At 37.0% G+C, this 25590-nt stretch carries 23 protein-coding genes; 9 read left to right on the top strand and 14 right to left on the bottom strand.

Annotated elements, in window-relative coordinates; all coding sequences use genetic code 11:
- Positions 1–16: 16 nt before the first annotated feature.
- From atpE to rpmH, 13 genes are all read right to left on the bottom strand, one after another.
- Positions 17–244, bottom strand: coding sequence for a F0F1 ATP synthase subunit C (atpE, locus tag H4J38_RS04895; protein ID WP_077284459.1), 228 nt, complete (start codon positions 242–244; stop codon positions 17–19).
- Positions 245–416: 172 nt separating this feature from the next.
- Positions 417–1226, bottom strand: coding sequence for a F0F1 ATP synthase subunit A (gene atpB, locus H4J38_RS04900; protein WP_126670568.1), 810 nt, complete (start codon positions 1224–1226; stop codon positions 417–419).
- Between the two features lie 24 nt (positions 1227–1250).
- Positions 1251–1649, bottom strand: a complete 399-nt coding sequence (locus H4J38_RS04905) for an ATP synthase subunit I (protein WP_310733440.1) — start codon at positions 1647–1649, stop codon at positions 1251–1253.
- A 331-nt stretch (positions 1650–1980) separates the two neighbouring features.
- Positions 1981–2871, bottom strand: a complete 891-nt coding sequence (locus H4J38_RS04910; RefSeq protein WP_182129943.1) for a ParB/RepB/Spo0J family partition protein — start codon at positions 2869–2871, stop codon at positions 1981–1983.
- A gap of 14 nt (positions 2872–2885) precedes the next feature.
- The gene (locus H4J38_RS04915; RefSeq protein WP_182129945.1) at positions 2886–3686 is read right to left on the bottom strand and encodes a ParA family protein; all 801 of its coding nucleotides are present in this window, start codon (positions 3684–3686) and stop codon (positions 2886–2888) included.
- Positions 3687–3725: 39 nt separating this feature from the next.
- A complete protein-coding gene (gene rsmG / locus H4J38_RS04920) occupies positions 3726–4352 on the bottom strand; it encodes a 16S rRNA (guanine(527)-N(7))-methyltransferase RsmG (RefSeq protein ID WP_182129947.1) in 627 nt (208 codons plus the stop codon).
- A 30-nt stretch (positions 4353–4382) separates the two neighbouring features.
- Positions 4383–6272: a tRNA uridine-5-carboxymethylaminomethyl(34) synthesis enzyme MnmG gene (gene mnmG, locus H4J38_RS04925; RefSeq protein WP_182129949.1), complete on the bottom strand. Its 1890-nt coding sequence runs from the start codon at positions 6270–6272 to the stop codon at positions 4383–4385.
- Between the two features lie 411 nt (positions 6273–6683).
- Positions 6684–7127, bottom strand: a complete 444-nt coding sequence (gene mioC / locus H4J38_RS04930) for an FMN-binding protein MioC (protein ID WP_182129951.1) — start codon at positions 7125–7127, stop codon at positions 6684–6686.
- Between the two features lie 39 nt (positions 7128–7166).
- Entirely contained in the window at positions 7167–8552 is a 1386-nt protein-coding gene (gene mnmE / locus H4J38_RS04935; RefSeq protein WP_182129953.1) for a tRNA uridine-5-carboxymethylaminomethyl(34) synthesis GTPase MnmE, read from the bottom strand.
- Positions 8553–8740: 188 nt separating this feature from the next.
- Complete coding sequence (gene yidC, locus H4J38_RS04940) at positions 8741–10387, bottom strand: membrane protein insertase YidC (RefSeq protein ID WP_182129955.1); 1647 nt, start codon at positions 10385–10387, stop codon at positions 8741–8743.
- Positions 10388–10393: 6 nt separating this feature from the next.
- Positions 10394–10642 (bottom strand): membrane protein insertion efficiency factor YidD, encoded by a 249-nt coding sequence (yidD, locus tag H4J38_RS04945; RefSeq protein WP_182129956.1) that lies wholly within the window; start codon positions 10640–10642, stop codon positions 10394–10396.
- On the bottom strand, positions 10609–10965 hold the full coding sequence (gene rnpA, locus H4J38_RS04950; RefSeq protein ID WP_182129958.1) for a ribonuclease P protein component: 357 nt from the start codon (positions 10963–10965) through the stop codon (positions 10609–10611). The genes yidD and rnpA overlap by 34 nt, the downstream gene beginning before the upstream one ends.
- A gap of 41 nt (positions 10966–11006) precedes the next feature.
- Positions 11007–11141, bottom strand: a complete 135-nt coding sequence (gene rpmH / locus H4J38_RS04955) for a 50S ribosomal protein L34 (protein WP_182129960.1) — start codon at positions 11139–11141, stop codon at positions 11007–11009.
- Between the two features lie 548 nt (positions 11142–11689).
- Here rpmH and dnaA point away from each other — a divergent pair.
- From dnaA to glyS, 6 genes are all read left to right on the top strand, one after another.
- Positions 11690–12982, top strand: coding sequence for a chromosomal replication initiator protein DnaA (gene dnaA, locus H4J38_RS04960; RefSeq protein ID WP_404842588.1), 1293 nt, complete (start codon positions 11690–11692; stop codon positions 12980–12982).
- A 28-nt stretch (positions 12983–13010) separates the two neighbouring features.
- On the top strand, positions 13011–14114 hold the full coding sequence (gene dnaN, locus H4J38_RS04965) for a DNA polymerase III subunit beta (RefSeq protein WP_182129963.1): 1104 nt from the start codon (positions 13011–13013) through the stop codon (positions 14112–14114).
- Positions 14114–15211: a DNA replication/repair protein RecF gene (recF, locus tag H4J38_RS04970; protein WP_182129965.1), complete on the top strand. Its 1098-nt coding sequence runs from the start codon at positions 14114–14116 to the stop codon at positions 15209–15211. The genes dnaN and recF overlap by 1 nt, the downstream gene beginning before the upstream one ends.
- Positions 15212–15221: 10 nt before the next feature.
- The gene (gene gyrB, locus H4J38_RS04975) at positions 15222–17666 is read left to right on the top strand and encodes a DNA topoisomerase (ATP-hydrolyzing) subunit B (protein WP_220465410.1); all 2445 of its coding nucleotides are present in this window, start codon (positions 15222–15224) and stop codon (positions 17664–17666) included.
- Positions 17667–17843: 177 nt separating this feature from the next.
- Positions 17844–18779 carry a glycine--tRNA ligase subunit alpha gene (gene glyQ, locus H4J38_RS04980; protein ID WP_182129967.1) on the top strand — a complete coding sequence of 312 codons (936 nt, stop codon included), beginning with the start codon at positions 17844–17846 and terminating at the stop codon, positions 18777–18779.
- Positions 18779–20845, top strand: coding sequence for a glycine--tRNA ligase subunit beta (gene glyS, locus H4J38_RS04985; protein WP_182129969.1), 2067 nt, complete (start codon positions 18779–18781; stop codon positions 20843–20845). Before glyQ ends, glyS begins: the two co-directional genes overlap by 1 nt.
- A gap of 309 nt (positions 20846–21154) precedes the next feature.
- On the opposite strand, the gene tusA is transcribed toward glyS, so the two are convergent.
- Positions 21155–21403, bottom strand: a complete 249-nt coding sequence (gene tusA / locus H4J38_RS04990) for a sulfurtransferase TusA (protein ID WP_182129970.1) — start codon at positions 21401–21403, stop codon at positions 21155–21157.
- A gap of 233 nt (positions 21404–21636) precedes the next feature.
- On the opposite strand from tusA, the gene H4J38_RS04995 reads away from it, so the two are divergent.
- The 3 genes from H4J38_RS04995 (at position 21637) to H4J38_RS05005 (ending at position 25584) form a co-directional block, all read left to right on the top strand.
- Positions 21637–23556 carry a transglycosylase SLT domain-containing protein gene (locus tag H4J38_RS04995; protein ID WP_182129972.1) on the top strand — a complete coding sequence of 640 codons (1920 nt, stop codon included), beginning with the start codon at positions 21637–21639 and terminating at the stop codon, positions 23554–23556.
- A 73-nt stretch (positions 23557–23629) separates the two neighbouring features.
- On the top strand, positions 23630–24949 hold the full coding sequence (gene pepQ, locus H4J38_RS05000) for a Xaa-Pro dipeptidase (RefSeq protein ID WP_182129974.1): 1320 nt from the start codon (positions 23630–23632) through the stop codon (positions 24947–24949).
- Between the two features lie 11 nt (positions 24950–24960).
- Entirely contained in the window at positions 24961–25584 is a 624-nt protein-coding gene (locus H4J38_RS05005) for a YigZ family protein (RefSeq protein ID WP_182129976.1), read from the top strand.
- Positions 25585–25590 lie beyond the last annotated feature (6 nt).

A 25590-nucleotide genomic window follows, 5' to 3' on the forward strand; every position in this document is an offset into this window, starting at 1 on the left:
CAAATTCGCGTTTAAATTAAGCTGGAACACCAACTGCGAATAATAGGTATAAGCCAATAGCAACACCGATCATTGCGATAGCATCGATAAGACCCGCTACGATGAACATTTTAACTTGAAGTTGAGGTGCTAATTCAGGTTGACGTGCAGCAGACTCTAAGAATTTGCCACCAAGTAAACCAAAACCAATCGCAGTACCAAGAGCACCTAGACCGATTAATAAAGCAACAGCGATATATAACATATTTATCTCCGATTATTTAAGTAAAGTTATAAAGTTAAAAAACTAAGGTTGAAACTGTTATTCATGCCCTTATTACCTTTAGAGTAACAAGGGCAAAAAATTTAGTATTCTAGGCATCCTGCCTTATACCCCAAGGGGCCGAATAAATTCGTTCTAATTTGTTCCCTACAAATTAGTGATCTTCGTGCGCTAGACTCAAATATAGAATCGTCAGCATCATGAAGATAAACGCTTGTAATGGGATAACCAACAAGTGGAAAGCTGCCCATAAAAAGTGTACTGGCAATTGGAATACACCAATTGTCGCAATCAATAAGAAGATTAATTCACCCGCGTATAAGTTACCAAACAAACGAAGCGCAAGTGATAACGGACGAGCTAGTAAAGTAACCATCTCTAAAATAAAGTTAACCGGGTAGAGCGACCAGTGGCCAAAAGGCTGAGTCGTTAACTCTTTAATAAATCCGCCGATACCTTTTACTTTAATTGAATAATAAATAATAAGTGCGAATACACCTAATGCTAAAGCAAAGGTCATATTTGGATCAGTAGTTGGCACTGCTTTCATATAATGCACACCAAACAACTCAAAAATGCGTGGTATTAAATCTACCGGCACCCAATCCATAGCGTTCATTAACAAAACCCAGACAAAAATAGTTAACGCTAATGGTGCAATAAGTGAGTTTTTACCATGAAAGGTACTTTTGACACTATCGTCAACAAACTCAACAATCATTTCAACAGCGCATTGCAACTTACCAGGGACACCGGTACTTGCTTTTTTGGCAACTGAACGAAACAATGTAATAAAAACTAAGCCTAAAAACACCGACCAACCAAGCGTATCTAAATGCACAGTCCAAAACCCATCACATGGATTTAAAGAGTTAGCGGAACAAAGCCCCTGACTATCTGCACTCAAATTGGTTAAATGATGTTTAATATACTCTTGGCTGGTTATTTCAGCACCTGATGACATATTAATTACCCTAATGATTAAAGTTTAAAAATTTTTGTTCATAAAAAACGGTGTTAATAACGGCAAAGCCACTACTAAAGAAAAACTGCTGAAAAAAGCTATTGGCTCTATCGCTAAAAATTTAAAGGCTAGCGCAAACAAAATGGCCGTTAATACTATTTTCAATTTTTCGCCACTATAAAAGGAATCTAAAACCTTTTCTGACGATCTTGCTCCAGCATATTTAAATGCTTTAAGAGCAAAGACAAAATTAGGGATTATACTTATCGCTCCACCCGTTAATACGGAGTGTGCAAAAGATAATCCCCAAATAAAATATGTTGCTATACTGCAAGCTAGTACAATAATAATGGAAATAAAAATTTGTCTAAAAGCAAATTCTCTTCCTGGTTTAGCTAACTCATTGTGAATAAATAAACTCACCAGAAACTCCGTACGATATTTTTCGTAATGCCTACAGTTTTTTAAAGAACAATATTCATCTTTAAAAAGCCGACGCAAGTATACTTAATTACAGAGTGAATGCAACAAAATAGGGCGCTCATTGGCGCTATTATCTGCAAAATTTTTCGCTAAATGAAGAAATTACGACTAATGTATAACCGAATATAAAAACTTTACTGTTCAATTATAAAAGTAGAAAGATAAACAGAAAACAAATTACTATTTTTCAGCTACTCATAAATTAATATTTAAACAGACTTTTTTTTTATTATTAAACTGCAGCTATTTAAAAACTAATACATAGACTGAGCTAAAATGAATTGAAGCGTGAAACAATACCATCAAGTTCAGTCAAGTCACTGTATGAAATAACCAATTTACCTTTACCTTTTTTATTGTGATTTATTGCAACATGGGAGCCTAATTTTTCAGACAAATTTTGCTCTAGTGCTTTGGTATTAGGATCAACTGGTTTTTCTTCTACTTCTTTAGGTGGCTGCTGTACTTTTTTAATTAACGCTTCTGTTTCACGAACATTTAACTCTTTAGCTACCACGATACGGGCGGTATTGGTTTGAATATCATTATCTAATGCTAATAAAGCTCGCGCATGGCCCATTTCGATATCGCCATGTTCTAATAAGGTTTTAACTTCACTGTTAAGATTATTTAAGCGTAATAAGTTAGTAACCGTGGTTCTTGACTTACCTACCGCATCAGCCACTTCTTGGTGTGTTAATTCAAACTCAATTAATAAACGCTCTAATGCAATGGCTTCTTCCATCGCATTTAAATCTTCACGCTGAATATTCTCAATCAAAGCAATAGCAACTGCCGCTTCATCAGGCACATGTTTTATTATACAAGGTACTGTATCTAGTTCAGCAATTTGCGCTGCACGCCAACGACGTTCGCCGGCTATAATTTCATAACTGTGATCACTGACGGGACGCACAATAATAGGTTGAATTATACCTTGTGACTTAATTGAGTTAGCCAGGTCGTCTAATGCTTCTGCTGACATATCTTTACGAGGCTGATACTTACCTGGATGCAGTTGCTCTATCGGTAAATTTTGTAATTCAGCATTTTTGTTTGTCGACTCAGATTTTTCACCAGTATTATCTGCTGAATTTCCTGATGGTTTTGTTAATAAGGCATCAAGACCGCGACCTAGACCTCTACGTTTTGTTTGACTCATGATATTCCTTATTACTACTCAGTTGTAGCTTGCGGTGTAGGTTGTTTTTTTTGTTCTGCACGGCGTAAAATCTCACCCGCCAATGCAAGATAAGCTTTTGCACCGGTTGAAGATTTATCGTAATACATTACCGGTGCACCAAAACTTGGTGCTTCTGCTAAACGTACATTACGTGGAATAACCGTACGATATACTTTATCACCAAAATGTCGCTTTAATTGCTCAGAAACATCGTTGGCCAAACGATTACGGGGGTCGTACATAGTACGTAAAATACCTTCAATATGGAGTTTACCATTCACGACTGTAGTTAATTGTGAAATGGTATCCATTAATGCCGTTAAGCCTTCTAAAGCGTAATATTCGCATTGCATCGGTACTAAAACAGAGTCTGCTGCGGTCATGGCATTTACCGTCAACATATTTAAAGAAGGCGGACAATCTATAATAATATAGTCGTAGTCTTTTCTTATTTTTGATAAAGCATTTTTTAGCCGATGTTCTCGAGAATAAACTTCCATCAATTTTATTTCAGCAGCTGTTACATCACTGTTTGCGGCAATAAGATCATAAACACCGGCGGTATTTCTACATACCACTTCATCGAATGGACGCTCTTCAATTAATAATTCATAACAAGTTGCTGATACTTCATATTTATCTATACCGCTACCCATAGTAGCGTTACCTTGAGGATCAAGATCGACCAATAAAACTTTACGTTTTGTCGCTGCAAGAGAAGCAGCTAGATTGACCGAGGTTGTCGTTTTACCGACACCACCTTTTTGATTTGCAACCGCGATTATTTTTCCCACAGGATCCTCAATACTTTTCTGATCAAAGTTTATTATTATTTATGATTTAACTAATTCAATCAAATGGCGCTCGCCTTCTAACTGAGGAACGACAATAGCATAACTATTTGTAACAGATATATTAATTGGTAAAGCTGATATTTCGTCACTAGGATAAATACCTTTCAGGGCCAAAAATCGACCATGTTCAACACTCACTAAATGTTCACACCAAGTTACCATGTCGACCAATGATGAAAATGCTCTACTGAGCACACCATCAAAAGGCTGTTCTGGATGATAATCTTCCACCCGTGATTTAACCGGTGTTACATTATTGAGTTTTAATTGGAAAACAACTTGTCTTAAAAAGGTAATTCTTTTTCCTAAACTGTCTAATAATACAAAATTACGATCAGGATACAAGATAGCAAGTGGAATTCCTGGTAAACCAGGCCCGGTTCCAACATCAATAAATGATTGTCCTTTAAGTAATGGACCTACCATTAAACTATCCATGATATGTTTGACTATCATATCTTTAGGATCGCGTATTGAGGTGAGATTGTATGCCTTATTCCATTTATTTAATAATTCAACATACTGGATAAGTAAGGATATTTGCTCTGTTGAAACCTCAAGTGAGGTTTCTTTAATCAGAGCAACGAGCTGTTCAGATAATGTCATAAGGTAAAATCTTTCATTTATGCTGGCTCTTTAAGCGCTTTTGCGTAATAAGCCATGTTTTTTCAGATAAACCAATAATAACGAAATTGCTGCTGGAGTAATACCAGAAATACGCGATGCTTTGCCAATAGTTTCAGGCCGAGTATCAGAAAGCTTTGCGACAACCTCATTTGACAAGCCCGATATCTGGGTAAAATCAAAATCCATTGGGATTAGAGTATTTTCATGACGTTTCTTTTTAGCTATTTCATCGAGTTGGCGATCAATGTAACCCGCATATTTTATTTGAATTTCAATTTGATCTGCGGCTTCTTTATCAGCAAGTTTAGGTCCTAGTCCTTCAATAGAAACTAAAACGTCATAACTAACTTCTGGGCGACGAACAAGATCTTCTAAACTGTTTTCACGACTTAATGGTGTTTTCAGTAATTCATTAACTTGAGCAACTGCAGGATGATCTTTCTGTAACCAAGTTGACCGTAAACGTTGGCGCTCTAACTCTACATTTTCCATTTTTTCATTAAATCGTTGCCAACGTAAATCATCGACTAGACCTAAAGAACGTCCTTTTTCAGTTAAACGTATATCAGCATTATCTTCACGCAACAATAAGCGATATTCCGCACGAGAGGTAAACATGCGATAAGGTTCTTTAGTGCCTAGAGTTGCTAAATCATCAATAAGAACGCCCATGTAAGCTTGATCTCTTGTTAATACCAGTTCTTCCTTTCCTTGCACTCTTGCTGCTGCATTGGTTGCTGCAACAAGGCCTTGTGCACCTGCTTCTTCATAGCCGGTTGTACCATTTATTTGACCAGCAAAATAAAGGTTTTCAACAAATTTACTTTCGAGTGTTTGCTTCAAATCACGAGGATCGAAAAAGTCATATTCAATTGCATATCCTGGACGGGTTATATGAGCATTTTCAAAACCTTTAATCGATCTAACAAGATCCATCTGTACATCAAACGGTAAACTTGTAGATATACCATTTGGATAAATTTCGTGAGTGTTTAAACCTTCAGGTTCAACAAATATTTGATGACTGTCTTTGTCTGCAAAGCGATGTATTTTATCTTCAATTGATGGACAGTAACGAGGGCCAATTCCTTCGATAACACCGGTGTACATAGGTGATCTGTCTAAGCCTGATTTTATAATTTCATGCGTTTTGGCATTGGTATGAGTAATGAAACATGAAACCTGTGCTGGATGATGCTCTGCAGAGCCCATGTAAGAAAATACCGGGCGAGGATCATCACCTGGTTGTTCTGCCATTACTGAAAAATCAAGCGATCTCGCATCTAAGCGGGGTGGCGTACCCGTTTTTAAACGATCAATTCTAAATGGCATATCACGTAAACGAGCAGCAAGATTAACGCTAGCAGGATCACCTGCTCTTCCACCTTGGTAATTATTTAAGCCAATATGGATCTGACCTGCGAGGAAAGTACCTACAGTCAAAACCACGCTTTTAGCTTTAAATTTCAACCCCATTTGAGTAGAAACACCCACGATCTTATTATTTTCTAAAATAAGATCATCACAAGGTTGTTGAAATATAGTTAAATTTTCTTGGTTTTCTAGATAGTTACGAACAAAGTTTCGATATAAATTTCGATCTGCTTGTATACGAGTTGCCCGTACAGCAGGGCCTTTGCTAGCATTCAGGGTTCTAAATTGGATCGCTGCATGGTCAGCGGCAGTCGCCATCAGGCCACCAAGCGCATCAATTTCTTTAACCAAATGACCTTTGCCAATGCCACCAATCGCTGGGTTGCATGACATTTGGCCAAGCGTATCAATGTTGTGAGTCAACAATAATGTTTTACATCCCATGCGTGCTGCTGCAAGTGACGCTTCTGTTCCAGCATGTCCACCACCAACAACAATTACGTCATAAGACTCTTGATACCACATAAATTACTGACCTTAGATTGTTTTCTATTAAATAATTAAGAGCGATATTTTAGCGCTTTTTTTGCTTCAGGGGAATGATCTAATTTAGGAAAAGATCTAAGCTTGATCCTTAAATAATATATAAAGATCTATTTAAAGATCTTATTATTATTACTTATTAGGATCCTTGTTTTCTGTTGATAAGTCACTTTTCCTTTTATAAAACAAATAATTAATAGATGTCCATTCTTGTGATCAAGCTTTGATCAACTCAGTTATAAGCTATGATCAAAATGGCTAGTTATCCACAAGTAAAATAAACTTAGATTATATACACTGAATAATAATAGAAAATTAATAGCTTTTACCCAGAGTTATCCACAATAGCGTTTTTAATGATGGGTAATTGTTAATAACTTATGGGTAAGTAGGTTATAAATGATCTTTGTTTTCATTTAGCCAGGCTTGAGATTGCTCTTCTGGATCTATATCTTCGCTCATATCTAGTGTAATTAAAGATACTATTTCAATACAACCTTTTGATAAAAGTAGTTTATTTAATTTTTTTGCTGCATAACAAAAGGTATCATAACTTGAATCTCCAATACCGATCGTTAGAAACTTAACTGAGGATAGATCTTGCTCGCTATTTTCAAGATCTGTAGCAAATGCTTGGATATTGTCGGGGTAGTCTCCAGCGCCATGAGTTGAAGTACAAATTAACCAAGTTTGATTTTTGCTTAATATTTGCGCAAATTCAGGCTCGAAATGTAGTTCAACTTGATGACCTAGTGCTGTTAATGTTTCTTCACAGGCTTCTGCAACATATTCAGAACCGCCTAACATACTGCCAACAATTACTTGAAATGAGCTCATTTATCGTTCCTATTATTGAAATTTTAACGCTATTAAAAATTATTTACCGATACAAAAGGATGAAAATATTTCGCTTAACAAGTCATCATTGGTGAACTCACCCGTTATTTTATTGAGTTCCTGTTGGCAAAATCTTAGTTCTTCCGCCAGTATTTCGCCGGCAACATAAGATTCAAGTTGCTCTAAGCCAATTTCTAGGTGCTGATGAGCTTGTTCAAGCGCGACTAAATGGCGTCGTCTCGCCATAAAACCACCTTCAGTGCTACCTTGATAACCCATGATATGTTTAAGGTGCTCAGTTAGCTCTATAATGCCTTTGCCTGTTTTAGCTGACAAGGTTACCGTTGGTATTGTGTTTAACTCACTGTAACCAGTTTTTGCTTGGCTAATATCTGCTTTATTTCTAATAACAGTTAAACCTATATTATCGGGCAATTTTTCAAAAAACTCCGGCCAGATTGCTTTTGGATCATCTGTTTCATCATGTGCAGAATCAATCATTAACAAGACACGATCTGCCTGCTTTATTTCTTGCCATGCCCGTTCAATACCAATTTGTTCAACCTTATCAACACTCTCTCTTAATCCAGCAGTATCAATAATGTGTAGTGGCATGCCGTCTATGTGGATTTGTTCAGACAGTACATCACGAGTAGTGCCTTCAATGTCGGTGACTATTGCGCTTTCTTTACCGCTTAGCGCATTAAGTAAACTCGATTTTCCGGCGTTAGGTCGACCCGCAATAACTACGCGCATACCTTCACGTATAATACTGCCTTGCTGGGCTTTATTTTTTACTTCAGCTACTTGCGCAATAATTGCTTTTAAGTCGTTAACTACTTTTGTATCGGCGAGAAAATCAATTTCTTCTTCAGGAAAATCAATGGCTGCTTCAACATACATGCGTAAATGTATGGTGTCGTTCACCATTTGGTGTACCAGTTTTGAAAAATCGCCCTGTAGTGAATGTAAAGCACATCGTGCTGCTTGTTCTGAACTTGAGTTAATTAAATCTGCAATAGCTTCGGCTTGAGTCAAATCCAGCTTATCATTAAGGAATGCTTGTTCACTGAACTCACCAGGACCTGCCATACGCACTTTAGGTAAGGCCAAAATTTCTTTTAATAACATATCTAATATAATCGGCCCGCCATGGCCTTGCAGCTCTAAAATATCTTCACCAGTAAATGAATTAGGCCCTTTGAAATATATTGCGATTCCTTGGTCTAACGCTTTTCCCTTGTGATCGTTAAAGGTTAAATATTCTGCTTTTCTTAATTCTGGTACTTTACCCAAAATGGCTTGAGCAACATTTTTAACTTCAGGCCCTGAAATTCTGATGATTCCAACACCACCTCTGCCAGGGGCTGTAGCCTGTGCTGCGATAGTTTCTTTATGGCTTGACGAAAAAGCTAGGTCTGACATGACATGTTCTCATTTAACGTTAAATTCTTTAATTGCCGATATTATAAACCGTTAATTACTTGCATGAAATGCGCACTGAGTTTTTGTTTGGGTTTTTGAGTATTACTCAGCTGATAATGTTATTAAATTATTGAATTTTTCTCATAAAAAAAGGCAGCCTAAGCTACCTTTTAGAAGACAAAATAATGTTATTTCGCTTTGGCCTTTTCTTTTTCTTTTTTCTTTTCGATGCCCGAGAATATTATTTTCATTTGTACAATTGAAATAATGTTACTGACTAACCAGTAAAGTACTAATCCTGATGGGAACCAGAAAAAGAATACCGTAAACATTACCGGCATATATTGCATTATTTTTTGTTGCATTGGGTCTTGCACTGTCATTGGCTGCATTTTTTGCATAATGAACATACTAACACCCATTAGTACTGGTAAAATGTAGAACGGGTCTTGTGCTGATAGATCTTGTATCCACAACATAAATGGCGCATGACGTAATTCTACACTTTCCAAAAATACCCAATACAATGCTAGGAAAATTGGCATTTGAATAATTAAAGGTAAACAGCCACCAGCAGGATTTACTTTTTCTTTACGATAAAGTTCCATCATAGCTTGTGACATTTTTTGTTTGTCATCACCAAATCGTTCTTTGAGCTGCGTCATTTTTGGTTGTAGTGCACGCATTTTAGCCATTGAAGTATATTGTGCTTTCGTTAATGGATACATACCACCTTTAACGATAAGGGTAATGATGATTATTGCTACACCCCAGTTAGTTACAATAGACTGAATTTTTATTAGCAACCAAAATAGTGGTTGGCTGATCATGAATAAAAATCCGTAATCAATAGTCAGATCAAGGTTTTCTTCGATGCTTTCCAATACATCTTGGTCTTTTGGACCGACATAAAAAATTGCTGACGTTGTAGCTGTACTATTTGGCTCAACGGTTATTGCTGGAGCTTTAAAACCAATAACCGCATCTTTGTTACTTGAGTAGCTAGTATACAATTGATTATTTGATGATTTTTCAGGCACCCAAGATGAAACAAAATAGTGTTGCAACATGGCAACCCAGCCACCTTGAGTTGAAACATTTAAGTTCGCTTCAGCTATATCATCAAAGTCATACTTTTCGTATACGTCTTCTGTGGTTGAATAAGCAGCGCCTTTGTACGTTGGAATTAAACCACTTCCACTGTCAATCAAAGTTGTTTGCTTAAGTTGGGCATACATTTGCACACTTGCAGGAGTGCTAGCATTATTTTGTATTAAATATTCAACATTAATAGCATAGCTATCGTGGTTAAGCGTAAAGCGCTTGGTCACAGATAAACCCGCTGTATCAACATATTTTAAATCAACCACTAGTGGTCCATTTGTATTGGCTTGATATGAGGTTGCAGATGTTTGATAAATAGGTCGACCTGGAATTATACGGTCTAACCCTTGTGCACCCGTTAAACCACTTTGTGCTACATAACGATCACGGTCGTTACGTAAAATAGTGAAAGGTATGCCATTACCTTGTTCTGTATAGAACTTAAGTAATTTTGCTTCTACTATATCACCACCATTAGTATCAATTTTTAGTGATAAAACATCATTTTTTACGGTAATTAATGTAGCACTAACTACTTTTTTTTCATTGCTAATAGACGTTGTTGTCACTGATGACTCAGGAACAAATTCACCGTTATTATTGCTTGGAGTTGTTTGTTGAGTTACTGCTGGTTGCTCAATAACTGGAGCATTGTCCGTTTGCCATTGATTAAATAGCAAATAGGTAACAACCATAAGCGCAATAAAAAGAAAACTGCGTTGGGATTCCATAATGTCTTATTTCTCTTTTTTTGATAGTGGCACGGGATCTAGTCCTCCCGCATGGAGTGGGTGGCATTTTAGTATACGTTTGCTTGCTAACCAACAACCTTTTATCACACCAAAGCGATTAATTGCTTCTATCGCGTAAAAAGAGCATGTTGGATCAAATCGACAATTGGGTCCAAGCAATGGGCTAACCCAACGCTGGTAAGCTTTTACAAAGGTAATAGCTATTTTTTGTGGCGTTGAATTACTTTGCGCCATATTTTTTCCAATTGCTGATTAATTTCTGCATTTTCGAGCTTGTCAGTACCAGATTTTACCATAACGACTATATCTATATGGGGGAGGTCATGTTGATTTAAACGGAAGCTCTCGCGAATTTGTCGTTTGATACGATTTCGTTGTACAGCTAATTTAACCCGTTTTTTAGCAATGGCAAGACCGAGACGGTTATTATTATCAGAATTTGGTGTGACGAGAATTGTGATGTGGCTAGAGCCAAAACGAAGAGGTTTTGAAAACACAGCTTGAAATTGACCGGGAGTCAACAGGCGTGACTCCCGATTAAATTCATAAGTAACCATAGCGGTTACTATTCCTTTAACTTAAATTGCAAGTTAAAAGATTAAGCACTTAAGCTTACACGGCCTTTAGCACGACGACGTGAAATTACAGCACGTCCGTTTTTTGTAGCCATACGAGCACGGAAGCCATGGTTACGCTTACGTTTTAATACACTAGGTTGAAATGTTCTTTTCATTACGCTAATCCGTCTGTTGTTGTTGCCCTGGCAAAACAGCCTTCATGAGCACACTGGGTCTAAAAATGAGGCGAAATTCTATATAGAGAATGATACTTTGTCAATGCTTATTCACTAGCTTTTTTTCAAAGATCGTTTGCGGATCGTCCAGATCTAAAATATATCCACAGTTTTATAACAATTTACCATTTTCCTATCTAATAACCTTGCTGATTTTTAGTAATAATTAAATAGTATATTGAAACTTTTTTAGCATTATTTGGCTATTAAGAATAGGCAAGGTGCTTAATTTAATTGAGTTTAAGAAAAATAAGTGAAAATAAAAGTGATTTATTTAAAAGTCAATATTGATGTTGTGGATAACTATAGAGATAATAGGCTAATTATAAAAATTAGTTTTTTTACTATTCTGTTTTTTTACCGTTCATATTTTCACGTTATTAAATGCAGGACGCATAGTATTTATCAGGAGTCGGTTGTTGGATCATACACTTTGGCAAAAATGTTTGTCTGTTCTTCAAGAAGAATTACCCGCACAACAATTTAGTATGTGGATACGCCCACTACAGTGTGTGATTACAGACAATATTATGACGTTATATGCGCCAAATCGTTTTGTTTTGGACTGGGTCAGAGATAAGTATGTAAATCGCATTAACGAACTAGTAGGTATGCAAGACAGTTCAAATCCACCTCTATTGCGTTTCGATGTTGGTAGTATTCCAACTCAAAAAACTAATGTTCAAAATAGCATTAGCCAAATACAGCCCAATATTAGACCAACGAACAGAGATACATCAGCACCGGAAAGTAATTTACCTAAAACGACTAATATCAGAGTTAAATATACTTTCGATAATTTTGTTGAAGGTAAATCAAACCAATTGGCTCGCGCTGCCGCGTCACAAGTTGCTGATAACCCTGGTGCAGCTTATAATCCTTTATTTATTTATGGTGGCACAGGCCTAGGAAAAACCCATTTATTGCATGCGGTTGGTAATGGTATTTTACTTAATAAACCTAATGCAAAAATAGCCTATATGCATTCAGAGCGATTTGTACAAGATATGGTACGAGCGCTACAAAATAATGCTATGGAAAAATTTAAACAATATTATCGTTCAGTTGATGCTTTGCTTATCGATGATATTCAATTCTTTGCTGGTAAAGATCGAACTCAAGAAGAGTTCTTTCATACTTTCAATGCTTTACTTGAAGGTAATCAGCAAATAATATTAACCAGTGATCGTTATCCGAAAGAAGTTGACGTTGAAGATCGTCTAAAATCACGTTTCGGTTGGGGTTTAACTATCGCAATTGAACCGCCAGAGCTTGAAACTCGTGTCGCCATTTTAAAACGTAAAGCACAGGAAAGTCATATTAACTTGGCTGATGAAGTCGCATTTTTTATCGCCAAACGTTTACGCTCAAACGTGCGTGAATTGGAAGGCGCCTTGAATAGGGTGATTGCAAATGCTAATTTTACTGGCCGAGCCATAACGATTGATTTTGTCAGAGAAGCACTGCGTGATTTATTAGCTTTACAAGATAAATTGGTGACTATCGATAATATTCAACGCACTGTTGCTGAATACTATAAAATTAAAGTTGCCGATTTACTTTCTAAGCGAAGAAATCGCTCAGTAGCTAGACCAAGACAAATTGCCATGGCATTATCTAAAGAGTTAACTAATCATAGTTTACCTGAAATTGGAGATGCTTATGGTGGTAGAGACCATACAACTGTATTGCATGCTTGCCGCAAGGTAAAAGCTTTACGTGAAGAATCTCATGATATTAAAGAAGATTATTCAAATTTAACCAGAACATTGTCATCATAATAATAAGTAAGTTAAAAGTGAGTCAGAAATGAAATTTTCATTGAATAGAGAATTACTGTTGAAGCCTTTGTTATTGGTTTCTGGAGCTGTAGAACGGAAAAGTACGCTACCTATTTTAGGGAATATACTTTTTGATGTAAGTGGGCAATCACTTACGCTAACAGCTACTGATTTAGAGTTAGAGATGGTGGCTTATGCTACGGTAGAAAATCATGCAGAGGATGGAAAAGTGACTATCCCAGCACGTAAGCTCCTTGATATTTGTAAAAGCTTGCCAGATGATTCCATGCTTACCTTTGAATCTGATAATGATGTTATTAAAATAAGTACAGGTCGCAGTAAATATTCACTCTCAACGTTATCAGCCAATGACTTTCCAAATATTGAACAATGGAAAGGTGATGTTGAATTCAAACTATTAAAGTCTGAATTATTACGCTTGATAGAAAGTACCCATTTCTCTATGGCGAACCAAGATGTTCGTTATTATTTAAATGGTATGTCGATTGAGACAGAAGGTCACGAAATTCGCTCTGTTGCAACTGATGGCCATCGATTAGCTATTTGTAAAATTTCTAACCCTGAACTTGAACTACCAGCTCGACAAGTGATAGTGCCACGTAAAGGTATTTTAGAAATAATTCGTTTATTAGATCCTGTTGATGAACCCGTACAGGTTTTTCTTGGTTCTAACCATATTCGAATTATAGATAGTGAATTTTCATTTACCAGCAAACTTGTCGATGGACGTTTTCCTGATTATCGTCGAGTATTGCCGCGTAACGGTGATAAAATCCTTAATGCTAATAAAGATGTTCTTAGACAAGTATTGTCTCGTGCGTCTATTTTATCTAACGAAAAATTTAAAGGTGTTCGTCTTAACTTTGGAACTACAGAGCTAAAGATTACGGCTAACAACCCTGAGCAAGAACAAGCAGAAGAAGTGATTGAAATTGACTTTCCTTACGAGGAAGTTGAAATTGGTTTTAATGTTAGTTATGTCTTAGACGTACTCAATGCCATTAAAGAAACCGATGTTAAATTTACCTTAGCAGATGCTAACAGCAGCGTTGTTATCGAAGGTAGTGAAACTGGAGAAGCCTTGTATGTTGTTATGCCAATGCGATTGTAATGAGTATTGGTAAATTAATTATTCAAGATTTACGTAATATAGAAAGTGTTTCAGTAGAATTACATTCAGATTTAAATTTTATTATTGGCGATAATGGTAGTGGTAAAAGCAGTTTACTAGAGGCCATATTTTATTTAGGGCACGGCAAGTCGTTTCGTAGTTCAAAAGTAGAAAACTTGCTTCAGCATAATAAAAATAGCTTTACTGTTAGTGCAAGAACAAATAAAGACTGCCAGATGGGTGTACGTAAGATTTTTCATGGCCAAATTACAGCAAATACCGAAATTAGAATTAATGGTGAAAAGCAGACTAAGTTTTCTGTTTTAGCAAAAAATATAGCCGTGCAAGTTATTACACCAGAAAGTTTTATAATATTTTTTGGCGGACCAAAGCAAAGAAGAAGATTTGTAGATTTAGGATTGTTTCACGTGAAACATTCATTTTCAGATCACTGGAAAGAGTTCTCACGAATACTTAAACAACGTAATGCTTGTTTACGTAGTAAAGCATCAGATAGTACTTTAGGGTATTGGACTGAGGTCTTTATTGACAGCTCTCAAATAATTGCAAACCTTCGTGCAGAATATGTTCAAGAGTTGACTAAAGAGTTAAGTTATTGGCTTAAAATAATGTTACCTTCAGTATCCGACGAAATTGTTATTCAATATCTGCAGGGCTGGAATAGCAAGAAAAGTTTATTTGATGTTCTACAACAATATAAAGAAAAAGAATTAGCTAACGGTTATAGTTTGTTCGGTGCACAAAAATTTGATGTTCGATTTTTACTAAACGGTGCTTCGATAGATAACCAGTTGTCACGAGGACAACAGAAGTTGTTTTTACTAGCGTTAACTTTTGCACAAGCAAAGTTAATAGAAAGAGTTAACCTAGTAAAACCAATTTTATTAATTGATGATGTAGGTGCAGAACTAGATATTAATTCTAGGGTGTTATTAAATAATGCGATAGCAGAAATTGAATGTCAGGTGATCATAACCGCAATTGATAAAACAGCAGTAGAACAACTCGTTCCACAGAAAGAAAACTATAAAATGTTTCACGTGAAACATGGCAAACTATCAGTAATTAGTGAGTAGGCTAGAAGCTATGACAATAGAAAATGAATATGACTCGGCAAGTATAAAAGTACTTAAAGGCTTAGATGCAGTTCGCAAAAGACCAGGGATGTATATAGGTGATACCGATGATGGCACAGGTCTTCATCATATGGTATTTGAGGTATTGGATAACTCAATTGATGAAGCTCTTGCAGGTCACTGTAGTGATATTATTGTTAAAATTCACTTAGACGGTTCAGTATCTGTAAAAGATGATGGTCGTGGAATTCCTACAGAAATTCACCCTGAAGAGGGTATATCAGCAGCGGAAGTTATCATGACAGTACTTCATGCTGGTGGTAAGTTCGGTGGTGAAGACTCAGGCTATAAAGTCTCTGGTGGTTTACACGGTGTGGGTATTTCAGTAGTAAATGCTTTAAGTAGCAAATTAAAACTGAATATTCGTCGTGATGGTAAATTATTCGAACAGTTTTATCACCATGGTATTCCTCAAGAGCCTTTGAAAGTTGTAGGCGAAAGTGATAAAAATGGTACAGAAGTAAGATTTTGGCCAAGTGAAGATACATTTACCGATGTATTATTTCATTATGACCTTTTAGTTAAAAGAATTCGTGAACTATCATTTTTGAATTCAGGCGTATCAATTAGACTTATTGATGAGCGCGAAGCTGGAAAATCGGATCACTTTCAATTTGATGGCGGTATTCAAGCGTTTGTTGACTATCTAAATACTAACAAAACTCCAGTTAATGAAGAAATTTTCTACTTCGATTTAGAGCGAGACGATGGCATTATTGTTGAAGTGGCAATGCAATGGAACGATGGCTTTCAAGAAAGTATTCATTGTTTTACGAACAATATTCCTCAACGCGATGGTGGTACTCACTTAAGTGGCTTTCGTACAGCATTAACCCGTACGCTAAATAGCTACATGGTTAAAGAAGGTTTGAATAAAACCAAGAAAGGTGGCAGCACGGAAACAAGTGCCTCTGGTGATGATGCTCGTGAAGGCTTAACGGCAGTAATATCAGTTAAAGTCCCTGATCCAAAGTTCTCTTCTCAAACTAAAGATAAACTTGTTTCTTCAGAAGTAAAAACTGCAGTAGAACAAGCTATGGGTGAGAAACTAGGTGAATACCTATTAGAAAAACCTTCTGTCGCTCGCACTATTATTATGAAAATTGTTGATGCTGCTCGCGCTCGTGAAGCAGCTCGCAAAGCGAGAGAAATGACACGCCGTAAAGGTGTATTAGATATTGCAGGTTTACCGGGCAAGTTAGCTGATTGTCAGGAAAAAGATCCTGCACTGTCTGAACTATATATTGTGGAAGGGGACTCTGCTGGCGGATCAGCCAAGCAGGGACGTAACCGTAAAAACCAAGCTATATTGCCATTGAAAGGTAAAATTCTTAACGTAGAAAAAGCGCGTTTTGATAAAATGATATCTTCTCAAGAAGTAGGTACGTTAATCACAGCCTTAGGTTGTGGTATTGGCCGTGACGAATATAATCCTGAGAAACTACGCTACCACAGCATCATCATCATGACCGATGCCGATGTCGATGGTTCTCACATTCGTACATTATTACTAACATTTTTCTATCGTCAAATGCCAGAAATAATGGAACGTGGCTATATTTATATTGCTCAACCACCACTTTATAAAGTGAAAAAAGGTAAGCAAGAACGTTACATAAAAGATGAAAATGGTTTAACTGAATATTTAACAACGCTTGCTCTAGAGAATGCAGAAATACATGTAAATGAATCTGCACCGGCGTTATCAGGCTTACCTTTAGAGAATTTAGTAAAACAGTTCCGTAAAACTCATGAAACTATTAAGCGTGTTTCTCGTTTGATTCCTGCTGATATTCTAGAGAAAATGATTTACGGTGACGTGATTTCTACTGAAGACTTTAACAATAAAGATAAAGTTGAATCTTGGACAGCAAATTTACTTAAACAGTTATCTGACCAAGACGGTAATGGTTCTATCTATACTGTTGAAGTTAAGCAAGACCCAGAGCGTAATGTTTACTACCCAAGCTTTAATGTTCGTAAGCACGGTATTGATACGGTGTATGACTGTGACTATGAATTTTTTGACTCAAAAGAGTTTGCATCAATTCAAAGTTTAAACAAAGCAGTAAATGGCTTAATGGAAGAAGGTGCTTACGTTAAACGTGGCGAAAAAATTAAGCAAATTACTGAGTTTGATGAAGCCTTAAATTGGTTAATGGCTGAGTCAAAACGTGGCCAATACATTCAACGTTACAAAGGTCTAGGTGAGATGAACCCAAGTCAATTATGGGAAACAACCATGGATCCAGAATCACGAAGAATGCTACAAGTAACTATTGAAGACGCTATTGCTGCGGATCAATTATTTACTACTTTAATGGGTGACCATGTAGAACCGCGTAGACACTTCATTGAAGAAAACGCACTTAAAGTAGCTAACTTAGATGTCTAGCCTGTAAAATTGTATAGATAAAAATGCCCGATCATCAAATCGGGCATTTTTTGTTTCTAACCTTGTATTTTTGAGTAAATAAATTCAAAACATCTAAGCAAGGACACTAGGCTAATAAAGCGACAAACGGTATAATTAGCCATATTTATTACACTATAACCATAGATTCGGAATGTTATGAGTACCTTTAATGTAAAGACCTTTCAAGGACTAATATTGCAGTTGCAAGATTATTGGTCACGCCAGGGCTGTGTCATAGTTCAGCCATTAGATTTAGAAGTAGGGGCAGGCACATTTCACCCGATGACATTTTTACGTTCTATTGGTCCTGAACCAATGAGTAGTGCTTATGTGCAACCATGTCGACGTCCTACGGATGGTCGCTATGGTGAAAACCCAAACCGACTACAACATTATTACCAATTTCAAGTAATGCTAAAGCCTTCTCCAGATAATATACAAGAGCTCTACCTTAACTCTTTAAAAGAGATGGGTGTCGATCCGCTTGTACATGATATTCGTTTTGTTGAAGACAACTGGGAATCACCAACATTGGGCGCTTGGGGTTTAGGTTGGGAAATTTGGTTAAATGGTATGGAAGTTTCACAATTTACATACTTCCAACAAGTTGGTGGTTTAGAGTGTGCTCCCGTTACCGGTGAAATAACTTACGGCTTAGAACGCTTAGCTATGTATATTCAAAACGTAGATAGTATTTATGATCTCGTATGGGCTGATGGTCCTATGGGTAAAGTGCTTTATGGGGATGTATTTCATCAAAATGAAGTTGAGCAATCAACTTACAACTTTGAACATGCAGATGTTGACGCATTATTTAAAACTTTTGACCAATGTGAAAAAGACAGTGAAAAATTGATTGAAGCAGGTTTAGCATTGCCGGCTTACGAGCAAGTGATGAAAGCGTCTCATGCTTTTAACTTACTTGATGCTCGTCATGCTATATCAGTAACAGAACGTCAACGTTACATTTTGCGGGTCAGAACGTTATCTAAAGCCTGTGCACAAGCTTATTATACGAAACGTGAAGAACTTGGATTTCCGCTTTGTAAAAACAATTCAGTAAATGGTAACACTACTAAGGAACAATCATAATGACTACAGAAACACTTCTGATTGAACTAGGTACTGAAGAGTTACCACCGAAATCATTAAAAACCTTAGCAACTACTTTCTTTGAACATATTAAGTTGCAGTTAGACGATGCTAAACTAACTTATTCTGATATCCACTGGTATGCAACACCAAGACGTTTAGCCGTAAAGGTTGATAACTTAATAGCGAACCAAGCCGATAAAGCCATAGAAAAGCGTGGACCAGCGGTAAACGTAGCATTTGACGCTGAAGGTAACGCAAGTAAAGCAGCAGAAGGTTGGGCGCGATCAAATGGTATTACGGTTGCAGAAGCTGAGCGTTTGGTTACCGATAAAGGTGAGTGGCTACTTTATAAAACGATTGAGCAAGGCAAGCATGTAGAGCAACTAATTCCAACTATGGTTAACAATGCCATTGCAAAATTACCTGTACCTAAACCTATGCGTTGGGGCTCAGGTAGAACTCAATTTATTAGACCAGTACACACATTAACATTGATGTACGGCTCAAGTATTATTCCAGGTGAGTCTTTAAATATTCGTTCTAACAACTTAGTGACTGGTCACCGCTTTCATCATCACGGTGTGGTGGCATTAAGTCATGCGAATGATTATGAAAGTGCGTTAAAAGCTGCACATGTTGTAGTTGACTACCAAGCACGTAAAGAAACTATCCAAAAACAAATTAATGCAGCAGCAACAGAAATTGGCGGTATCGTTTTACCTGACGATGAGTTACTAGAAGAAGTTACTTCATTAGTTGAATGGCCAGTTGTATTGACAGGTAGCTTCGATGAAGAGTTTTTGAATGTACCAGCAGAGCCATTAATTTATTCGATGAAAGATCATCAAAAATACTTTCCGGTTACTGATGTTGAAGGTAACTTGTTGAATAAGTTCATTTTTGTGTCAAATATAGATAGTAAAGACCCAAGCCAAGTTATTAAGGGGAATGAGAAGGTAATTCGTCCACGTTTGGCTGATGCAGAGTTTTTCTTTAAAACAGATAAAAAACAATCACTTGAATCAAGATTAGAAAGTTTAGAGTCTGTATTGTTCCAAAAACAACTCGGTACGGTAAAAGCTAAGTCAGAGCGCATTGCTAGCTTAAGTGAATTCGTTGCTAGTGTCATAGGTGACGATACAGCCATGGCACATCGCGCAGGTTTATTGAGTAAAACTGATTTAATGTCAGATATGGTACTTGAGTTTCCACAAGTGCAAGGCACCATGGGTAAATATTATGCTCAGCATGATGGCGAACCCGCTGCCGTTGCACAAGCACTTGAAGATCAGTATCGTCCACGTTTCGCTGGTGACACACTGCCAGAACAAACCATAGGTTGCGCTGTAGCTATTGCTGATAAAGTAGATACCTTAGTCGGTATATTCGGTATTAACCAAGCACCTAAAGGCGATAAAGACCCATTTGCTTTACGCCGTGCGGCCATTGGCTTAATCCGTATTATCATCGAGAAAGACCTTAATTTAGATATTGCTGATTTAGTAGCGAAAAGTGTCGAGCTTTATCAAGACAAACTTACGAACCAAGACGTAACTAAACAAGTGCTTGATTTTGTTTTTGGGCGCTACCGTGCTTACTATCAAGATCAAAATATTAGTGTTGATGTTATACAAGCCGTTTTAGCAAATGCACCGTCTGCACCATTAGACTTTAATAAGCGTATTCATGCGGTAACGCATTTTAAAACTTTAACAGAAGCAGCAACATTAGCAGCCGCTAATAAACGTGTTGGTAATATCTTAGTTAAATTTAGTGGCGAGCTTTTTAACGCGTTCAATCTTGATTTAGCCACTGAAACTGCTGAGACTGAGCTTGCGTCTGCATTTACAGTAGTAAAAGCTAAAATAGCCCCATTAATGGCTGCAAAAGACTATCAAGGCGCATTAACTGAGCTATCAGCGTTGAAACAACCAATTGATAACTTTTTTGATAATGTCATGGTCATGGCAGATGACGAACAAGTTAAAACTAATCGACTGACGTTACTAAGTGAAATTCGTAATAGCTTTTTTGCGATTGCTGATATTTCACTATTACAATAAATAGCTGTGGACAATTAAAAGTTAAAAACTAAAAAGGGAATGCTAAGGCATTCCCTTTTTGATTTTTACCAAACACCATTAAAATAGAAATCTAATTTGTAAAACTTAATTGATTATATAAAAAGTTAAGCCTTTTCATAATAAGAAGAATTTTTAATGTTTTTAAAAATAATGATAATAGGGTACTAATTCCAAATCAACTGGATGATTTAGTTGAAATGACCTTTCAGCAGATTGCTGCCGTTAGCAATATAAAATTAATGTTCACTTTATGCGCAAAGCGGAAGTCCATCTGCTGATTATTTAATATCACAATCCTTTCTTAATGACATACTGAAAAGGCATTTCTTTAACTTGTTGTTCAATAAGTTGATGTTCCATGAAACGACAAAAGCTTGGAATATCTCTTGCGGTTGACGGGTCGTCAGCACTTACCAGAAGCGTTTCACCTACAGCCATTTTACGAATTTGAAGACGTAACATCATCACAGGTTCAGGGCAGCGAAGCCCAATCGCATCTAATTGCTGATCTGTGTTAGAAAAATGGCTGTCGATCATGCTTTACTGAACCTAGTTAGAAAATAGTATTTGGTGGCAATTTTAAAGCCTATTTAAAATGACGCAACTATAAATTTACTTTGGTTAATTTATTAATAAGTTATTTTTTAGTTGGCTCTTAATAATATCAAGACAAAATATCGGCAATTAAGCGGATAATTGTGCTGAATAGACTTGCTTTGTCACGTTAGAGGTGAATAATTGATCTACAGTTATTTTTCCAAGGTCATCAAATGCCGTTAGGTAGTTTCCGATTTATTAAAACCATCATATTAAGTGGCCTATTGGCTAGTGTTTCAACATTTGCTAGTGATGAAAGCATGCAAAGAAAAACTTTCCTACAAGCCGAAAAGCAAATTTGGAACAACAGTTCTGCGACTTATCAAAACTTATATAACCAACTGCATTACTACCCGCTACAGCCCTATTTAGATCAGAAGCGGTTAATGACAAAAATGAAGTTGTCTTCAGCTTTAGAAATAAGTGACTTCCTAACAAAATATGAAGGTACACCGCTTGATTGGCCGCTAAGAAAAAAGTGGTTAACTTATTTAGCCAAGCGCAAAAAGCCCTTACTTTTCCAAACTTTTTTCAAACCCACCAGTAATGTTGAGTTAACGTGTCAGCATTACAGCTTTGAATTACAAACCGGTGTCGCGCCATCGAGAGTTTTACCGAAAGTTAATTCACTTTGGTTGGTGGGTAAGTCACAACCTAAAGTGTGTGATCCCTTGTTTGAAAAGTGGCAACAAGCGGGTTATCGTACCAATGATATTATTTGGCAACGCATTGTTTTATCGGCTGATGGAGGTAAACATAGTTTAATTCCTTATTTAACTAAGCTATTACCTGAAAAAGAACAAGCCTTGGCAGAGATTTGGCATAAGGTTCGTCGTGATCCTGCATACATCATAAACTTGTCTATATTTAATAATAAAACAGAACGTGAAGCTGAAATAGTCGCTTATGGCCTAAAGCGTTTTATATGGCGGTCACCTGAGCAAGCACTTGATACTTATGAATTGGCGAAGGCGCTATTGCCATTTACTAAGCAACAGCAGCAACAAATTACTTTAAAGTTCGCCTTGGCATTAGCCAGTAAAGATCATGCCGATGCCGCTAGTTGGTTAGAGCAAGTTGATGAAAAGTTATTTAGTAGTAATTTAACGCAATGGTATATAACTGATGCACTGCGCGATCAAAATTGGCAACACATAAAAGATAAATTATTAAAATTACCAAAAACCGCGCAACTGAGCCTGCAGTGGCGTTATTGGTATAGCAGAAGTTTGTTAGCCACCAATGATTTAGTACAAGGTACTAAACTGTTAAGTGAACTTGCTCAAAGTCGACATTACTATGGATTTTTAGCCGCTAGTTACTTAAATAAAGCCTCTAACTTTCAAAATATGCCACTTGTTGTCAGCGCAGAGGAGAAATCCTTGATTACTAAAAGTCCTGAAGCAAAACGAGCTTTTGAGCTTTTTGCCATAGGGCGATTTCATCACGCCCGCTTAGAGTGGAATTACTGGTTGTCAAAATTAAACGAACGCGAAAAGTTAGTAGCCTCTAAAGTGGCGAATGAAATGCAATGGTACGACCGAGCAATATTTACCTTAGCTAAGGTTGGTTATTTAAATGATGTGAATTTACGTTTTCCGCTAGGCTTTGAGACTGAAATTAAACACTATGCGGGCAATCAAAAAATTAATCCTGCATGGGCGTTTGCCATTGCACGACGTGAAAGCTCATTTATGTCAGATGCTAACTCTCCAGCAGGCGCTAAAGGGTTGATGCAAATAATGCCAGCTACAGCAAAACAGCTGGCACGAAGAAAAGTGTCGACTCAATATTTATTCAAAGCTAAAAATAATATTAAATTAGGCACGAAATATTTACGGAACTTACTCGACAGACATGACGGTAATCAGGTGCTTGCTACTGCTGCTTATAATGCTGGACCTTATCGAGTAAAAAGTTGGTTAAAAGACGCAGAGGCTTTGCCAGCAGACGTTTGGATAGAAACGATACCGTTTAAAGAAACCCGAGAATACGTTAAAAGTGTTTTAGCTTATCAGCAAATTTATCAACACAAAGTAGGGCAAACAGGGTCTTTATTTGATCAGATTATCGCGATGAACATAAACGAGTAGCATTGCGCTAAGCATTATAATATTGCGCCAAACACGGTATAATTAAAATCAAAGAAATTTAGAGAGTTACCAGATGAATACACTAGCTAGCCATTACCCAGCTCACGTTGCTGAGTTACAAAAACGCACTAAAGCCGTATTAAAAAGAGAAAATCTTGAGGGTTTAGTTATTCATTCTGGTCAAGAAATTAAAGCATTCTTAGACGATAACAGCTATCCATTTCGTGTTAATCCACATTTTAAAGCTTGGTTACCTTTAGTTGATGTTGCCAACTGTTGGTTGCTAGTAAATGGTACAGATAAACCAACGTTAATTTATTATCAACCAGTTGATTTTTGGCATAAAGTTATTGGTTTAGCGGATGATTATTGGAATGAATTTTTCGATATAAAGATTTTAGCCAAAGCCAGTGAAGTAGATAAATTACTACCTTACGATAAAAAAGCCTTTGCTTATATTGGCGCGCATATTGAAGTTGCAAAGGCATTAGGATTTGAGCATATTAATCCTGAACCGCTGATTAATTATCTACATTTTCATCGTGCCTATAAAACCTCGTACGAGCAAGAATGTATGCGTCGTTCTAGCGCTATCGCGGTAAAAGGGCATAAAGCAGCAAAAGCGGCTTTTTTTGATGGTGCCTCAGAATACGATATTCAGCATGCTTACTTAAAAGCTACACAACATGTTGAAAGTGAAACACCTTACGGTAATATAGTGGCGTTAAATGAAAATACATCCATTTTGCATTACACCGCTTTAGACCGCGGTGTGCCACAAGCACACCGTTCTTTTTTACTTGATGCCGGTGCTAATTTTCATGGTTATGCTTCAGATATTACGCGTACTTATTCTTTCAAGCGTGATCGTTTTGCTGAGCTAATTGCTCGCATGGATAGTTTAATGCTAAATGCCGTCGATGCTTTAAAACCAGGGCTTAGTTATGTTGATCTGCATATCGCAACATATCGCGAAATTGGTAAGGTATTAAAAGAGTTTAACTATATAAATGTTGATGTAGATACGGCAGTGGAAACTGGCATTATTTCGACCTTCTTCCCACATGGCTTAGGGCATCATCTAGGTTTACAAGTTCATGATGTTGGCGGTTTTATGGCAGACGAACGTGGTACCCATGTTAATAGCCCTGAACCGCATGCATTTTTACGTACCTCGCGCGTGATAGAAACTAATCAGGTTTTTACTATTGAACCGGGTTTATACTTTATCGACTCGTTACTTGCTGACTTAAAGCAATCTGCTCATGGTAAAATGGTAAACTGGAGCGAGGTTGATGCTATGCGTCCATTTGGCGGTATTCGAATAGAAGATAATATTATTGTGCATCAATCGCATAATGAGAATATGACGCGAGATTTTGACTTAAACTAAGTTATATACACGTGTCTTCACCTTATCAAATAGCGGCTCAAGAAATTATTGATGAAACAATAGTTACGCGCAGTCGCTTTATTTGCTACCTCAAGCCTTGTACTAGTGCCGCGGATGCCAAAGCTTTTATTAAAAGCTTGCAAGTATTACATCCACAAGCTAATCACCACTGTTACGCTTTTATTGCTGGCCGTCCTGAAAATAGCCAATTGTATGGCTTTTCTGATGATGGAGAGCCGTCAGGCACCGCAGGTAAACCTATGTTAAGTATATTAATGGGGAGCAATATCGGCGAAATCTGTGCCGTTGTTGTAAGATACTTTGGTGGTACTAAGCTTGGTCCTGGTGGATTACAACGAGCTTATGGCGGTAGTGTTAAGCAAGCCTTGGCTGTTTTACCAACAAAATTGAAAATTCCTATGGTACGCAAAACACTAGCGTGTCAATATACCCAAGTGAATGATGTTTTGTATTTTATTGGTCAAGTTGGTGGTGAAATTATCCAGCAAGACTACAATGAAAACGTTGTTCTTACACTCGCATTACCTGATGAAAAACTTGAGCTTTTCCAACAGAAATTACAATTACTATCTGCTGGGCAGTTAACGCTTCAACCCATAACTAAAAAGCAATAATAAATA

Source organism: Colwellia sp. BRX10-3, from assembly GCF_014077505.1.
Taxonomy (GTDB): domain Bacteria; phylum Pseudomonadota; class Gammaproteobacteria; order Enterobacterales; family Alteromonadaceae; genus Cognaticolwellia.

Bases quoted from the DNA above. Each gene is read 5' to 3' on its own strand.
- rnpA (WP_182129958.1), bottom strand. From the start codon at position 10,965: ATGGTTACTTATGAATTTAATCGGGAGTCACGCCTGTTGACTCCCGGT.
- glyS (WP_182129969.1), top strand. From the start codon at position 18,779: ATGACTACAGAAACACTTCTGATTGAACTAGGTACTGAAGAGTTACCA.
- glyQ (WP_182129967.1), top strand. From the start codon at position 17,844: ATGAGTACCTTTAATGTAAAGACCTTTCAAGGACTAATATTGCAGTTG.
- atpB (WP_126670568.1), bottom strand. From the start codon at position 1,226: ATGTCATCAGGTGCTGAAATAACCAGCCAAGAGTATATTAAACATCAT.
- H4J38_RS04995 (WP_182129972.1), top strand. From the start codon at position 21,637: ATGCCGTTAGGTAGTTTCCGATTTATTAAAACCATCATATTAAGTGGC.
- rpmH (WP_182129960.1), bottom strand. From the start codon at position 11,141: ATGAAAAGAACATTTCAACCTAGTGTATTAAAACGTAAGCGTAACCAT.
- atpE (WP_077284459.1), bottom strand. From the start codon at position 244: ATGTTATATATCGCTGTTGCTTTATTAATCGGTCTAGGTGCTCTTGGT.
- gyrB (WP_220465410.1), top strand. From the start codon at position 15,222: ATGACAATAGAAAATGAATATGACTCGGCAAGTATAAAAGTACTTAAA.
- recF (WP_182129965.1), top strand. From the start codon at position 14,114: ATGAGTATTGGTAAATTAATTATTCAAGATTTACGTAATATAGAAAGT.
- tusA (WP_182129970.1), bottom strand. From the start codon at position 21,403: ATGATCGACAGCCATTTTTCTAACACAGATCAGCAATTAGATGCGATT.
- H4J38_RS04910 (WP_182129943.1), bottom strand. From the start codon at position 2,871: ATGAGTCAAACAAAACGTAGAGGTCTAGGTCGCGGTCTTGATGCCTTA.
- pepQ (WP_182129974.1), top strand. From the start codon at position 23,630: ATGAATACACTAGCTAGCCATTACCCAGCTCACGTTGCTGAGTTACAA.
- yidD (WP_182129956.1), bottom strand. From the start codon at position 10,642: ATGGCGCAAAGTAATTCAACGCCACAAAAAATAGCTATTACCTTTGTA.
- dnaN (WP_182129963.1), top strand. From the start codon at position 13,011: ATGAAATTTTCATTGAATAGAGAATTACTGTTGAAGCCTTTGTTATTG.
- rsmG (WP_182129947.1), bottom strand. From the start codon at position 4,352: ATGACATTATCTGAACAGCTCGTTGCTCTGATTAAAGAAACCTCACTT.
- mnmE (WP_182129953.1), bottom strand. From the start codon at position 8,552: ATGTCAGACCTAGCTTTTTCGTCAAGCCATAAAGAAACTATCGCAGCA.
- mnmG (WP_182129949.1), bottom strand. From the start codon at position 6,272: ATGTGGTATCAAGAGTCTTATGACGTAATTGTTGTTGGTGGTGGACAT.
- mioC (WP_182129951.1), bottom strand. From the start codon at position 7,127: ATGAGCTCATTTCAAGTAATTGTTGGCAGTATGTTAGGCGGTTCTGAA.
- yidC (WP_182129955.1), bottom strand. From the start codon at position 10,387: ATGGAATCCCAACGCAGTTTTCTTTTTATTGCGCTTATGGTTGTTACC.
- dnaA (WP_404842588.1), top strand. From the start codon at position 11,690: ATGTGGATACGCCCACTACAGTGTGTGATTACAGACAATATTATGACG.